At 45.0% G+C, this 14,938-nt stretch carries 13 protein-coding genes; 5 read left to right on the top strand and 8 right to left on the bottom strand.

Translation table 11 applies throughout. The features are described from left to right. Positions 1-12: 12 nt before the first annotated feature. The 5 genes from arnA to arnF all read left to right on the top strand — a co-directional run bounded on the left by arnA (position 13) and on the right by arnF (position 5,562). Complete coding sequence (gene arnA, locus LNL84_RS00735) at positions 13-1,995, top strand: bifunctional UDP-4-amino-4-deoxy-L-arabinose formyltransferase/UDP-glucuronic acid oxidase ArnA (RefSeq protein WP_244354282.1); 1,983 nt, start codon at positions 13-15, stop codon at positions 1,993-1,995. After that, complete coding sequence (gene arnD / locus LNL84_RS00730) at positions 1,995-2,909, top strand: 4-deoxy-4-formamido-L-arabinose-phosphoundecaprenol deformylase (RefSeq protein ID WP_244354280.1); 915 nt, start codon at positions 1,995-1,997, stop codon at positions 2,907-2,909. The genes arnA and arnD overlap by 1 nt, the downstream gene beginning before the upstream one ends. Positions 2,910-3,140: 231 nt before the next feature. Continuing rightward, complete coding sequence (arnT, locus tag LNL84_RS00725; RefSeq protein ID WP_244354278.1) at positions 3,141-4,793, top strand: lipid IV(A) 4-amino-4-deoxy-L-arabinosyltransferase; 1,653 nt, start codon at positions 3,141-3,143, stop codon at positions 4,791-4,793. Continuing rightward, complete coding sequence (locus tag LNL84_RS00720) at positions 4,793-5,140, top strand: DMT family transporter (protein ID WP_244354276.1); 348 nt, start codon at positions 4,793-4,795, stop codon at positions 5,138-5,140. The genes arnT and LNL84_RS00720 overlap by 1 nt, the downstream gene beginning before the upstream one ends. Further along, positions 5,140-5,562, top strand: a complete 423-nt coding sequence (gene arnF, locus LNL84_RS00715; RefSeq protein WP_244354274.1) for a 4-amino-4-deoxy-L-arabinose-phosphoundecaprenol flippase subunit ArnF — start codon at positions 5,140-5,142, stop codon at positions 5,560-5,562. The genes LNL84_RS00720 and arnF overlap by 1 nt, the downstream gene beginning before the upstream one ends. Before the next feature lie 27 nt (positions 5,563-5,589). On the opposite strand, the gene LNL84_RS00710 is transcribed toward arnF, so the two are convergent. The 8 genes from LNL84_RS00710 to LNL84_RS00675 all read right to left on the bottom strand — a co-directional run bounded on the left by LNL84_RS00710 (position 5,590) and on the right by LNL84_RS00675 (position 14,809). Then, complete coding sequence (locus LNL84_RS00710; protein ID WP_244354272.1) at positions 5,590-6,231, bottom strand: sugar transferase; 642 nt, start codon at positions 6,229-6,231, stop codon at positions 5,590-5,592. 10 nt (positions 6,232-6,241) lie between these two features. After that, positions 6,242-7,426, bottom strand: coding sequence for a glycosyltransferase family 2 protein (locus LNL84_RS00705; protein ID WP_244354270.1), 1,185 nt, complete (start codon positions 7,424-7,426; stop codon positions 6,242-6,244). Between the two features lie 18 nt (positions 7,427-7,444). Beyond that, positions 7,445-8,563, bottom strand: a complete 1,119-nt coding sequence (locus LNL84_RS00700) for a glycosyltransferase (protein ID WP_244354268.1) — start codon at positions 8,561-8,563, stop codon at positions 7,445-7,447. Positions 8,564-8,705: 142 nt separating this feature from the next. Beyond that, positions 8,706-10,130, bottom strand: a complete 1,425-nt coding sequence (locus tag LNL84_RS00695; protein ID WP_244354266.1) for a GumC family protein — start codon at positions 10,128-10,130, stop codon at positions 8,706-8,708. Continuing rightward, the gene (locus tag LNL84_RS00690; RefSeq protein ID WP_244354264.1) at positions 10,127-11,245 is read right to left on the bottom strand and encodes a glycosyltransferase; all 1,119 of its coding nucleotides are present in this window, start codon (positions 11,243-11,245) and stop codon (positions 10,127-10,129) included. Before LNL84_RS00690 ends, LNL84_RS00695 begins: the two co-directional genes overlap by 4 nt. Further along, the gene (locus tag LNL84_RS00685; protein WP_244354262.1) at positions 11,242-12,006 is read right to left on the bottom strand and encodes an acyltransferase; all 765 of its coding nucleotides are present in this window, start codon (positions 12,004-12,006) and stop codon (positions 11,242-11,244) included. Before LNL84_RS00685 ends, LNL84_RS00690 begins: the two co-directional genes overlap by 4 nt. 81 nt (positions 12,007-12,087) lie before the next feature. Beyond that, complete coding sequence (locus LNL84_RS00680) at positions 12,088-13,470, bottom strand: O-antigen ligase family protein (RefSeq protein ID WP_244354260.1); 1,383 nt, start codon at positions 13,468-13,470, stop codon at positions 12,088-12,090. 124 nt (positions 13,471-13,594) lie between these two features. Continuing rightward, entirely contained in the window at positions 13,595-14,809 is a 1,215-nt protein-coding gene (locus LNL84_RS00675; protein ID WP_244354258.1) for a glycosyltransferase, read from the bottom strand. Positions 14,810-14,938 lie beyond the last annotated feature (129 nt).

Here is a 14,938-nt window from a genome sequence, read left to right as displayed (position 1 = left end):
GAGGAATTTTCCATGAAAGTAGTCGTGTTTGCCTACCACAATATTGGTTGTACAGGTGTTCGCAGTTTGCTTGAAGCAGGTGTTGAAATCGAAGCTGTATTTACTCATGTTGATGACAGCAACGAGAACGTATTTTTTGAGTCAGTAGCAAAGCTTGCCGCGAAAAATGGCATTCCAGTTTACGCTCCTGAAGACGTCAATCACCCTCTTTGGGTTGATAAAATTCGTGATATGAAGCCAGACGCGCTTTTCTCTTTCTACTACCGCAATATGATCAGCCAAGAAGTACTCGATCTTGCGCCAAAAGGTGGCTTTAACCTACACGGTTCGTTGCTACCAACTTACCGTGGCCGTGCTCCAATCAACTGGGCATTGGTTAACGGTGAAACAGAAACAGGCGTAACGCTTCATAAAATGGTTCAAAAAGCGGATGCAGGTGATATCGTCGGTCAAGAAAAGATCGCCATCACTGATGAAGATACTGCAGAAACACTACATAAGCGCATGAACGCAGCGTCTAGCGACCTTCTAAGTAAAGTGCTTCCGACGATTGTTGATGGTTCTTTCAAAGCAACAGCGCAAGATGAAAGCGTCGCGACTTACTTTGGTCGTCGCACTCCGGCTGACGGTGAGATCAAGTGGTCTAACGATTCTCGCACGGTATTCAATCTAGTTCGCGCAGTAACTGAACCATTCCCTGGTGCATTTACTTTCCTAGGTGAGCGTAAGCTGACGATCTGGAGCGCGGAAGCGAGCGAGAAAACGTACGAAGCAACACCAGGCACGATTGTTTCAACTAAGCCTCTAACCATTGCGTGTGCGCAAGGCTCAATCATTGTTAAGTCTGGTGAAGCCGAAAACGGTCTATACCTTGGTGGTGAGCAGCTAGCGGCTGAACTTCACCTTATTGAAGGTATGCGTTTTGGCCCACAGGCAAGTGCAATTATCAATGCTAAGAAGCGTCAGAAAGTTCTTATTTTAGGTGCAAACGGCTTCATTGGTACACACTTAACTAAGCGTCTTTTAGATGATGGCGGTTACGAAGTGTATGCAATGGACATGAGCTCTAATCAGATCTCTGATCATCTTGGTCACCCTGATTTCCACTTTGTTGAAGGTGATATCACGATCCACAACGAATGGATCGAGTACCACATTAAGAAGTGTGACATCGTACTGCCATTGGTTGCTATCGCAACACCAATCGAATACACACGTAACCCACTGAAAGTATTCGAGTTGGACTTTGAAGAAAACTTGAAGATCGTTCGCGGCTGTGTGAAATACAACAAGCGTATTATCTTCCCGTCGACTTCAGAAGTGTACGGCATGTCGACTGACTCTGAGTTTAACGAAGATACGTCACCTCTTATTGTTGGCCCTATCAACCGTCAGCGTTGGATTTACTCGGTATCTAAGCAGCTGCTTGACCGCGTTATCTGGGCATACGGCAAGAAAGATGGCCTTAACTTCACGCTGTTCCGTCCATTTAACTGGATGGGCCCACGTCTGGATAGCCTGAATTCAGCGCGCGTTGGCTCTAGCCGTGCGATTACTCAGCTAATTTTAAACCTAGTTGAAGGTACGCCAATCAAGTTGATTGACGGTGGTGAGCAGAAGCGTTGTTTTACAGACATCTCTGAAGCGATTGAAGCGCTATTCCGCATCATCGAAAACAAAGATGGCCTGTGTGATGGTCAAATCATCAATATCGGTGCGCCAGAAAATGAAGCAAGCATCAAGGAACTCGCGGAAACTCTAGTCGAGAAGTTCGAAAACCACCCATTGCGTGGCAACTTCCCTCCATTTGCCGGCTACAACCTAGTTGAAAGCAAAGCGTTTTACGGCGACGGTTACCAAGACGTTCAACACCGTAAACCAAGCATTGCCAATGCGAAGAAACTTCTGGATTGGGAACCTACGGTTCACATGAACGATACTATCGAAGAAACTCTAGATTTCTTCTTGAAAGGTGCAGTAGCAGAAGACAAGTAATGAAACAAAATGAAGTCACTAAAGTCGGTCTTCGTATCGACGTAGACACATACCGAGGTACTAAATTAGGTGTACCTAAGCTGCTCGAGATCTTCGAGAAGCACGGAGTGATGGCTTCATTCTTCTTTACTGTTGGACCTGATAACATGGGGCGCCATATATGGCGCCTTTTGCGTCCTGCATTTTTGAAGAAGATGCTTCGCTCAAAAGCGGCGAGTTTGTACGGTTACGACATCCTAATCCGAGGTACTATCTGGCCAGGCCCTGTCATCGGTAAAAAGCTTCGCTCTATTATCGAAGATACGGACAAAGCTGGGCATGAAATCGGATTGCATGCTTGGGATCATCACAAGTGGCAAATGAAGACGGATACTATGAGTGATGCCGAACTGCGTAGTGAGATCGACAAAGGCTACCAGATGCTCAAATCAATCACTGGGAAAGAACTGCCTTGTAGCGCAGTCGCTGGTTGGCGTTGTACCGAGCAAACTTTGGTTGAGAAACACGCTTACCCGTTTAAGTACAATAGTGACTGTCGCGGTGATTCCATTTTTTCACCTGGTGAAGGAATGGCACCTCAGATCCCTGTTACACTGCCTACCTACGATGAGCTGGTCGGCCAAGATGGGATTGACAACGACAGCTACAATGATGCCATTCTTAAAATGATCAAACCGGGTGAACTGAATGTCTATACCATCCATGCGGAAGTGGAAGGTATTGTTTGTGCAGAAATGTTTGAAGATTTGATTGTAAAGGCAAGGCAACAGAATATAGAATTCGTACCTATGATTGATCTGCTTAATGTTGCAGATACTCCGCTTCCTGTCGATAGTATTCAGAATATCGAAATGGAAGGGCGAGAAGGCTGGCTCACTCACCAAGCGTCATTTGTTGAGAAAATGGGACTCTAGGTACGGCGCACAGATGACAAAAAACTAAAAATGTTGTCATCCCTGCGCAGGCAGGGATCTGCTACTAGCGCATGCCAAACCTCGGTTAGATTCCTGCTTATGCAGGAATGACGTGTTGAATAGAAGTGAGTATTCAAAACAGCAACACTGAGACTATATGCACCAAGCTCTTATGGTTTGAAACTAGGATAAGCCCATGACAACATGGGCTTTTATTTAATTGGATTAAGAATGCAACAATCTCGAATTAACTGGGCGGTTTGGGTATCGCTTTTCTTTATTGTGTTATACATACTACCACTCGACGTTCGCCCTTTGTGGTCTCCAGACGAGCTTCGTTATGGTGAAATTTCTCGTGAAATGGTGACATCAGGCAATTGGATCGTTCCGACATTTAATGATCTGCGTTACTTTGAAAAGCCAATCATGGGCTACTGGTTTAATGCAATCGCTCAAGTTGTCTTTGGTGAAACCAATTTTGCCGTGCGAATCGCTTCTGCGTTAGCAATGTTAGGCTCTGCGTTCTTTCTTGTCTCTCTTGTCAGCAAAATGGCTGACCGCCGTCAAGGTTGGCTCACCGCTGGTGTGTTTCTTAGTATGTTCATGGTGGCCGCGCTTGGTACCTACAGTGTGCTAGATGGGATGTTGGCGTTTTGGCTTACTGCATGTTACGCCGCATTTTTCTTTGCCACACAGGCAACCACAAGCAAACAACGTTGGTTGCATTATGGTCTAGCGGGTTTCTTCTGTGGATGTGCCGTTCTCACCAAGGGCTTCCTAGCGCTTGCTTTACCGGTTATCGTTGTTATCCCGTTTATGCTTTTGCAAAAACAATTTCTTGAGATTGTTCGTTGGGGTTGGTGGGTAATGGCGGTTGCCTTTATGACTTGCTTACCTTGGGCTTTGGCGGTTCACGCCGCAGAGCCAGACTACTGGAACTATTTCTTCTGGGAAGAGCATATCCATCGCTTCTCAGCGGAAGATGCCCAGCATGCAGCACCTGTTTGGTATTATGTGCCGTTCTTGTTTCTAGGCACTCTACCTTGGGTTTTTTGGGCTCCTTCTGCATTGGTGCAGTTGAAAGGTGAACTATCCAAGCCGCTATTGCGCTACTCCATATTGTGGGCAGTGATGCCATTCTTGCTCTTTTCATACGCAAGTGGCAAATTGGCGACTTACATTTTGCCGTGTATGGCTCCCATTGCGATTTTGCTTACTCACGGCATTATCAAAGCTTATGCAAACAAAGCGAAAGGTCTGACGATAGGTTCTATCATCAATGGCTTGTTTTTCGCGACGGTTGCGATTGTGCTTATGGCAATGTTCTTTATGGGTAAGCTGCCGCTCGATGAAACTGAATCATACCGCCCTTGGTTTGCGTTATTTATTTTAGGCTTCTGGGCTGCATGCGCATTCTATGCCGCTAAAGCAAAAGCATTCGAGCATAAGTTTGTCGCTTATATGGTATCGCCCGTTGCTCTATTTGCGTTGTTTACAACCGTGTTACCTAACACGACAATAGATTCAAAAATGCCAGAGCGTTTCATGCATGAGCTGGCACCAAAAGTCACTCAAGACATGGTGCTTATTGCGGATTACCCAGACACTATGTCTGCGCTTAATTGGTATCTAAAGCGCAGCGATGTCTATCTAACTAAAGGCATGGGTGAAGTCGACTACGGCCTGAATTACGATGATTCAAAACACCGCTATATTGAATGGAATCAACTGGGTGATTTTATTAAGGAAAAACAGTTAACTGGTCCGGTCCTTCTACACTTTAGAGACTTACCTGCACTACCTGAAGGATTCCCTGAATCCAGTGATCATGTTGACCGTGGTCGTTATCATGCTCTCATTTTCAATCGAACATCCGCTCAGTAATGACGGTATTGCTCTTTGTACTATCAGTTCTTGCAAGCTCGCTAAGTCAATACTGGCAGAAGCGAGCGGCAATGTACTTTGAAGAAAACCCGCAATTGTCGGCAGTAGGAAAGTTATTTAGCCTTCCAATGGTGTTGGGAATTGTGTTTTTGGGTACCAGCGCAATCACCTGGCTTGGTGTGTTGAGCCAATGGGATGTGTCGGTCGCTTATCCATTGTTGAGCATTAACTTTGTCATAATGCTGATCGTGTCCAAAATGGCTTTTAACGAAGTGATAGTGCCAAAACAGTGGCTAGGGGTCATGTTTATCATGGTAGGCGTCGCTATTATTGGAGGCGCGAGTTAATGGTGTTTAAGGACCTAAAAGCGGGGCTGCCTGCCGCGCTTATGAGTGTTGTGCTGATCTCTACGGCCCAACTGGCGATGAAGTGGGGCATGGCGGGCCTATCACGTGATTGGTCAGCGCTTTATTCACTCATTAGTCAGTTTGAGCTCGTTGATAGTGTGGTATTGGTTTGGCCAGCACTGGTTGGGGTCGCAATAGGTTTAGCCTGCTATGCCTTATCAATGGCGTGCTGGATTATGGCACTGAAACACTTGCCCTTAGGTGTCGCTTACCCTCTACTTAGCCTCAGCTACGTATTGGTATACCTACTTGCTGTGACGCTACCTTGGATGAATGAGTCTTTCAGCGGCGTAAAGCTGTTAGGTATTGGCTTTATTCTAATGGGGCTCGCTCTTATCTTCACGGCTAAAAAATCCAGCTGACGCTGGATTTTTTATTTGTATGCCACGTTATCGACCACGTCCATCGACCATGATTTTCAGGGTTTTACCGATGATCATAAAATCCGTCGTTAACCAACTCTTAAAAGAACACAAAGACAGAGCGTAACTGTGGTCGTAGCCTACTTTGCTACGTACATCTTCGATACTGGTATCGTAACCTTGATTTACCTGAGCAAGCCCTGTGATTCCAGGCAATACATCGTAGGTTCTCTCAACAAAGTAAGGGATCTGCTCTTCCAGATTAGAATAGAAGTCAGGTCTTTCCGGACGAGGGCCAATAAGTGACATTTCGCCTTTCAATACATTGTATAGCTGAGGAAGTTCATCCAAACGAGTCTTACGTAAGAAGCGACCAACAGGAGTGATTCTTGGGTCACTTTCTGTCGCCCATACCGCGCCGCTACGACTTTCAGCATCGATATACATGGTTCTGAATTTGATGATTTTAATCAGATCCATTTTCTCTGGTGTCCAGCGACCAACGCGTGTTTGTCTATAAAGGATTGGGCCTTTTGACGTTGCTTTGATGGCAATGGCGATAAACGGGAAAATAAGCAGTGTAAGAGCAAGTCCAAAGATAGAACCAACGATATCCAACACTCTTTTTGCGGTTCTAATTGACTGACGTTCAACGTGGTAAGTATTCATAGTCCATTCCTTAACGTGACACTTTCGTCCAAGTTTTGTTGTGAAAGCCTAGTAAATAACGTAAGCCTCCGATTAGATTAGCCGTATGTCCAGCCACGACATACGTTAGAAGTTTTATCACTGTGATCTTGCGCAGTGATGGAAGGTAATAACCAAGGGCGGCGACGCTATACATGGCTGATTGAGCAACAAACAGCAGGTCAAATATTGGATTGCTAACCAACATCAGCGAAGTCCCCCAGCATGCAATGAGCAGATAAGGAGTCATCAACCTCAGCCCCTTACCGGAGAAAAAAGCGAAAGCAACGCCTTTGAATTTAGGGTTGAGCAGAGCAAAGAGGAAAATTAATTGCTGCATGTTGCCCGCTGAAATTCGTAAGCGACGCTTGAAGTCGTTACCCTGAGTTGTCGGCTCTAACTCAACCGCAATCATATTTGGCTCATAGTGAGCGAGAAACCCTGCCTTAACGATTTGCATGGGAATAATGAAATCGTCGTTAATGGTGTTGGCTGCGATGGGTTGGTACAGGTGGGTACGAAAGAAGTACAGAGCGCCATGGGAGCCAAGTGTTGAGCCTAGTGTTGTCTCACGATACTTAATCGCATTTTGGTAGTTCCAGTAATGGCCCTCAGCCTCGTCGGTATTACTCAATAAGCAATACTTAGCATTTACTACACCAATAGATTGGTTTTTAAAGTGTTGCGCCATAAGTACCAGCGCATCAACCGATATCAAGGCCGAGACGTCGCTGATGGCGGTAATATCGGAAGTGGTCGTCAGCATCTGCTCGTTAATTACCGCTACTTTGCCTCTATTGTTCGAGCAATCGACTATCTCAAAGTGAGTGTCTGCACAAATGGCTTCCTGAATCACTTCTTCGGCAATTTGGACGGTATTGTCGCTGCATCCATCACAGACGATTCGGATATTAAGCTGTTTTTTTGGGTAATCTAACGAAGCAAGATTTCTGATTTTTTGTGCGATCCACTCTTGTTCGTTATAGGCTGGCACTAAGATGGTAACAGAAGGCAAAGTGCGATCCGTTTGCTGACTTTTGAAGCCACGAGTTTCATGCTTCAGAGTTTCTAGAGGATGACGATTAGCATACCAGCGTAAGAACAGAGGATACCCAACGTGATGGTAGACGATAAGCCCTGCACTAATGATAAAGGTGATTATTAAAAGAATATCCATTTCGCTATTCCTCAGAGGTTACGCTTTTAAGCTAATAGCACGGTAAGCTTTACTCATCTTTCTCACATCGTTGTTTGTCACAACAAATTCGCGAGGGGATGCGAGATGACCGAGTTGCAGAGAGTCTTCAACCGCTTTGACCAGATCAAATACCCGGTTTGGCTTCGCCATAAACCCTGAAAGTGGGCAAAGTGTTTCCTTTGCGGCACCAACATTCGTAAGGACGACCGGAACGTTGCATGCTTGCGACTCTAACGATGAAAGCGGAAAGCCTTCTTGAAGAGAGGGAAGACAAAATACGTCAAGCGACTGATAAAATGCCGTCATGTTTTCAATGTGACCGAGAAATGTTACTCGGTCAGCAATGCCTAACTTGCTTGCCAATTGCTCAAGTTCCTCTCGCTGAGAGCCATCCCCCGCGATCGCTAAATGAATATGCACAGGCAGTTGCTTGAACGCTTTAAGTAAAATATTGTGGCCTTTCACTTTTTCTAAACGGCCGGCTGTGCCAATCAAATAATTATTACTTGGCAGGCCTAGCTGCTGACGAGTTAACCTCTTATCACCTGGAACAAATCGATTGCAATCTATACCATTTTTTATGACATGAGGTTTAGTATTCGGGAAGTATTCTTTTAGGGTACTAGCGACCTTGTTGGCATCGGCGACGAGAATGGGGTCGACAAACCTTAGAGCTAAAGATTGTATCTTTTGTCTTCTATCGTTACTTAAATGCCACATATCATGTTCTGTATGGATACGGGTTTTGACGCCAGCCAGTCGCGCCGCGATACCTCCGTAAATAAGTGGGCCAATATGGTGAGTGTGAACGACATCGGGCTCAATTACTTTAAACAGTTCCCTGAGTGTTGATAGAACGCTAATCTGCGTCCCTGGTTTTTTGTCAAAGAAGAACAATTTGGCTTTGAAAGGTGCGAGTTTTGGCCACTTCTCGATGGCGTCGTCTAAGGTGCCTTCTAGACTCACTACATGTACGATTTCTTCGGCAGTGGAAAATTGTAGTAGGTCTAGAACCATGGTTTCTAAGCCACCAGGTGCGAGATGTTGAACAACATGGATGATCTTCGTTGTTGAATGGGTTCTGTGTTTTTTGCCCTGTGTCGGTAAACTGTTCATAGATGCTCCGTATCTTGATTCGCCCATGAGTGATTTAGTTTTAGTTGAGCAAACGTTGTGCCATTTTTAATCAACTGAATTTAAAGGATTTATTATCAGCCCCTTGCTGTTTGACCCGGATTGTCAAATTGAGACTCTATTTTCAACTAATTTTAGGAACCACACTGATAATCGGTAATTTGGTTAACTCCAATAATTGTTCTTTGCTGCGAATCGTTGTGTCGAACAGTTCAAGCATTACAGCTAGTCCTGCACCAAGGCCAATGCCTGCGAGAATACCGAAGACTGCAAAGACAATTGGAGGGAAATTAGAAGGAGTACTTGGTGTGTAGGGCAAATCGATAATTTTGACCCGCTTGTTTTCTTCAAATACCCCTAATGAACCAGTTAGTTCAGCCATTTCATAACGTTCGACAAGTTCGTCATAAAGCTGCCTCTTGAGCTTAACGTCACGCTCTAGACTCAGTAGATCTTTGGCGCTATCACCAAAGTTCTTGGCCTTTGACTCAAGCTCGTTAATCATCGTGGCTAAACTCTTTGTTTCTTGAGAGAGCGATTCGTACCTTCCTCGCACCTCTTGCAGACTTTGTAGCTGAGTAATTAACAGCGGCTGGATTTCGCTTAAATTTGAAAGGCGAGAAGAGCTGGCAATATCCCACAGCTGATCGGTGTTGATTTCAGGTTGTTCGCTATTTAGTAAAATATTGCGCTCATGTTCGAGTCGCGCCAACTCACGTAACTTGGCCTGCACCGCACTGTGGCTTTCAGTGTACTTTGCTTTCAGTAACGTTAAGTCACTGCGAATCTCGATGATTTGTTCTTCCAGTTTGCCGACGATAGGATTGGTTTTAGATAACTGCTGATCGAGTGTACCAAGGCTACGCTCTACACCAGCTAGTTCAGCTTCTTTTTCTGCGAGCGTTTGTTTCAATGCTGCAAGACGATTGAGACTTTGCGCCTGCATATCTGGCGTTTCGCCTGCGTATAGGTTGATATACTCTGCGAGTGATTTTTCCGCTTTTGCTAATTCACTGTATCGTTTGTCGATATGAAATGCTAAGAACTCACTCGAATCAGTAATGGACGAGCGTTCTGGCGCAAGAAGCTGTTCAATGAAATGGGCACTGATAGTTTCCAGTAAGTCTTTCATACCATCAGGTGAACGAGAGGTGAGTTCGATTTTTAGAAAATCCTTACCCAATTGTTGTACTTTCAAGTTGCTTGAGATCTGGCCAATGATGTAGTCAACGTCTGCAGGGGGCATGGTTTCGTCGATTAACTTTAATTCGCTGGCGACCGATAATAGAATATGTCGGCTATTAAGAAGCGTAGTCAGAGCACTCAAGCGATCTTTGAGCATTGTGGACACTGCAATGTCTTCTAAGAATGGGTTCATTTTGGCTGTTTCTTGAATAAGAAGACTTGTGTGTGCTTTGTAGACTGGAGCCGCTAACTTGCCTATGATGAAGCCCACGAATGGCAAAATTAAAATTGGAATAACAATGGCATAGCGACGTCGCCATGCAGCATTTAGCAGGGCTAGCAGTCTGATTTTTAGTTTATTCATAGTAACTCCAGCATCCAATCTACAAACTGCCCCCTTGAACGCCAACTTTGCTCATCGACAAGCCCTGAAGGCAGCGGAGAGTGGCTTTTCGCTCGTTCCATTGCTATGAGCATTTCATTGGCGTTCGAAACGCAATCGACATGTGATTTGTATGGCTCTAACGCCGGGAATGGCGTGGTGATGACTGGCCGCTTGGCTGCGAGGTACTCCAGCAGTTTTAATGGACTGCAAGCTTCTATCTGTGGGTTATTGGCAAACGGCAAAATACTGACTGTCCAGTGCTGGCTATAACTAGGTAGTTTGTGGTGAGGGCGTGGTCCCATACAATAGACATTTTTATCATTGGGTAATGCATGAGAACCCGCTTCACATGGTCCGATGAAAACAAAATTCCAGTCTGGACTTTGCTTAATAACAGAATCTAGCAGCTCATAATCTAGCCAATTTGAAATGCTGCCATAAAAGCCTGCCGTTGGGCGACCATTATCAGGAAGATCATGGGCGCGAGGTGCAGGCGTAGAAAAAAGCTCAACATCGACACCATGAGGAAGGCAGTGGGTCTTACAACCAGGGAATTTATTTGTGAGCTGGGGGCTAGCGGTAAGAATTAATTGAGCTTTCTCGACAAGATCTTGTTCATGCTTTTTGACCACTTCATGATCCACCCCCGCTAAAGCTTCAAAGTCATCGCCACAATAGTAGACCACACCACTTTCATTGAGAGATCCGCACAGATCACCAGCGGTCGGTAAAGACATCCACAAAATGGGATCTTGCAGGTGAAGTTTCTCGGCAAGCGGCTTGATCTGGTGCAACAGCGCGCTTTTAGCGACTTTTCTGGCAAAACTCGATTTTGGTGCCGGAATAGTAAGCACGTTCGCCAAAGTAATGTTTGGGTGCACCCAGGCAGTCCCCATCATTTCATAGCTGGCTTTACTTTTCCCAACCAGTTTATACGCGGCTCTTTTAACATCACGCAAGGAAAGTTTTGGCTGCCGTAGACCAATGGAATTAACCCATAGCACTTTTCTATTGTCTGCTAAGTAATTAATGATGTGCTGAGTGCTGCTTGGCAATGCACCGTAGTCTTCACCAAAAACAATGAGATCTTTCATTGTGCACCTTCCTTAGTATAGCGAGCTTCTGTTGATTCTTTGTTCTGATCTGGCGCTATAGAGCGAATGACTTTTGCTGGAGAGCCACCGGCTAAGACAAAAGGAGGTAGGCTTTTAGTAACGACGCTACCCGCTGCGACAATTGTACCTTGCCCAATGGTGACTCCACTTTGCACGATCACATTACTGGCTAGCCACACATCTTTCTCTAAGTGGATATCACCGATTCGTGATTCTTCATCAGGCGCCCCTTCAGCACGCTGTTTGGCATCGAGTGGGTGGCCAGAGTAACCAAATAGATAAACTTTCCCTGCCAGACGAACGTTATCTCCAAGGATGACTTTTCGTCCCACCGCTATGGTGTTTTGCCATCCTATATCCACATTATCACCAACGATGAGTTGAGGATTGTAGCTGCATGAACGGCCGCTGAAAGTCGTATGGCCAGAAATACGGCATTGATTACCGATTGAAATGGATAGAGAGCCGCTCACAAATGGAATGCCACCGTAAAGATAGAGTTGTTTACCGTACTGAGCTAGGCGTCCCTTAAAAGCGGGGGTATAAATCAACACTCGTAACAATTCGTTGACTAAGCTGGTCACGGCTTTGATGGAAAAGTGCATGACTTTGTTGTAGACCTTTGGCGTCGGAAACTCGAAATTGCGCACCTTTTTCAAAATAACAAAGATCTCTCTCATTTTGGGATTGGGATGATTACGTAGCCAATGTTTGAAATTTGAAATAGTCATAGTGCTCATCGTCGCTGTCCTTGCCTTAGGAGGTGTTCTTAATCCTTTACATGATCTATGCCAAAATAAATCATTAATAAATACAGATGGTTAGTTTTCTTTTCCCTTAAGATTTTTTGGCTTCTCAATTTGATTTGCAATTTGTGATACAGCGATGGTTACAGCGGCGAGGATGTTGATGGGCCAGTTAAAGCCTTGGGTAAGAAATGTTCCAGATACACAGGTACCAACTAGACCACTAAATGCTGCGAGTGCACTGGCCATAATATAGGGAGGGGGAGTAGGTAGAGCACCAAGAGAATCGAGGGTACGACGCGCCGTCTTAAATAGAGATACAATGCTGGTGACGAAGACGATCAACCCAAGAAACCCTGTTTCGGCCAAAACGCCGAACCAAGTACTATGAACGGCGTGGTTTAGCCCATCCCAGTGAGAGCTGTAATAGAAATAGTTGTAGAAAAAGTTTTCGAGCCCTACACCGGTGAGTGGATTTTCAACAGCCATGCGAATCGCGGCCTCCCAAGCATAGATTCGTCCCATAGCTGATTCATCAACACCTTCTTCAGCGGCCCCTCCTGATGACCTGTCTGAGATACCCGCAACGGCATAAAGAACAATGGCTGCAATTGCACCTAATGTGAAAAAAAGAGTTTTCGATTTAATCATTCGCCAGGCGAAAACGCTAAATACCGATAGTGAGCCTAACAACCCCCCACGACTTTGAGTTGCAAGAATCGCTAGCATTAGAATGACTATCGTGATGATGCTAAGTAGCTTTGGAATGATCGGGATTTTTCTTGTGGTGGCGAGGCTAATTGCGAAAGCCAGTGGAAACATCAGCACCAGAGACAAATCATTTGGGTCGCCCAGCATAGAGCCAAATTCGCGCCCTATCGTGACACGCGACCCTTCGACTAGCCCAATACCATTGACCGAATTATAAAGAGCCACTGTACCAACGATGATGCCAGATAGAATGATCAACATTGAAAAGCGAGCGAGGTCTTTTTCCGTTTTGACCAACCAAGCGATGGCAAGTGTCATTACAATGATCTTCCAATAAGTGGCTGTAAAGGTTGAAACGGCAATACCGACATTCGACGCGGCAAACAATCCAAAGAAAACCAATAGCCAGAAGATAACCAGCCACAAAAAGGTAGGGTGCCAATACAGTTTCAGGTTTCGGCTTATGAGTGAATGCCAGAGCAGGGCAGAGAGTGCGCCCATGGACAGCAGCAATGGAATTTTGAAGTTGTAAATTGCCGGGAATACTTCGTGGATCCGAAAGAATGAAAAGACCACAAATAAGGTGACGAGCCAGAAAGTCTGACTGAGTACGAATAAGATACCAAGCGGAACGAACGCGAGTACCATACCCACAATAGGGTTTGGCGCAAGATACCAAATCATGCCGATTAAGGTACAAATGGCTCCCGTTAACAGGATGTGATTTGATTGCTTGATATTAATCATTGCGTCCCTTTATCACCTTATTGTCTCTTTTACATTCGCATTGATCATCAAAATAAACAGTTTAGGATGCCGACTGGCTCATTTCGAACGCCATTTTGATTAATCACCATTGAGTCTAATTTCTTCAAATCCCCGATCTTTTTTTGACTATGTCAGTGTCGACGACCGTTTTATCGCGTGGTTCGAGAGTTTGATTGATGTAGCGGCTAATCGTTTTATAACTATCAACGCCTTGTATTTTTTGCGCCAATTCTGAGGCATTGAGCCCTATCTGGTAAATCAAGTCGCAGTCATCAAGTAATGCGTTAATCGTCTCAACCAAGGATTGCAGGTTCTGTGGTTGGTATTTCATGCAATGGATGTTTTCGGTAAGTTGATTGTCCCAATATGAGTTATCTTTTGGCAGCACGACACACATGCCCGCCGCCATCGCGAACAGAACATCTCGCTCGACATTAAGATGATTGGGGCTGATTAATAAAATATTGCATTGCGAGCGAAGGGCATCAATGTAAGGAGCATTTTCAAACCACTCAATCCCTTTAATGGGAGTCATGGGCATAGCCTCGTATTGAGAGTGTAAGATTGCATTCGCCTTTTTTCTAAAACAGATAGCCCCTTGGATTGCTCTTTGTTGGGAGAGCGTTTTCAACGACTCAATGATATCTAGGAAGGATTCATTTGGATCTGATGAGGCACTCCAAAACAGCTTTGGCGTGTTGTACTGGCATTGAGATGGCCAGTCTGATAGAGAAAGATCAGGTATCATCTCTTGAGCGTTTAGTGAAGCGAATTTGATTTGTGCGCAGTGGTTCGCCTGTATTTCAGGCAGTTCAGCATGTTGAAAGCACTCTATAGCTTTGATGATATCTTCGGCCAGTGACGGTAGATAAAATAAGCGATCGGATTGACAGCATCCTTTACCTGAAGAAGCGTTTGGGGTGAATTTTTCTTGCACAAACTGTGTCAGTTGGAAGCCAAACCATAAACGCATCTGGTAAAGAGGTTTATCCAAGTATGGATTGCTTATCCCAATGACCAAGTCTTTTTTACGTCTGAAACCGAGATTCCACAGAAGCATGAGCAGTAAGATGAAGTGAGAGGACCATCGCTGCAAAGTAGAGTGAGATTGCTGTGACACCCAATCAGGGAGGAGACTAAATTGGACATTGTGATGAGCGCAGAACTCACTTTTCTGCCATGATTTTTTGTCCTTGGTGAGTATTGTGTAGTCAACATGATTATGAGCACAGTTAGTGAGAGCTCTTTGAGTCGTTTCTCGAGTGGTTGCCGATACCGCAGCGTCGAAGATCAAGCAATGGGACTTATGCACTGACATAGAATGCTCCCCACTCAATTGAATTGGTACCGAAAGCTTTCATGAGCTCACCTTTCATTTGTTCAGTTGAAATAGGTAAAGCAAGGGAGGTGCCAATAAGAGTGTTGATTTAACTTTTTGATTTTATAT

The sequence above is a fragment of the Vibrio gelatinilyticus genome (genome assembly GCF_022836845.1).
Lineage (GTDB): Bacteria > Pseudomonadota > Gammaproteobacteria > Enterobacterales > Vibrionaceae > Vibrio > Vibrio gelatinilyticus.
The sequence above is the reverse complement of the archived record's forward strand: the minus strand, read 5'-3'. Positions and strand labels throughout refer to the sequence as shown.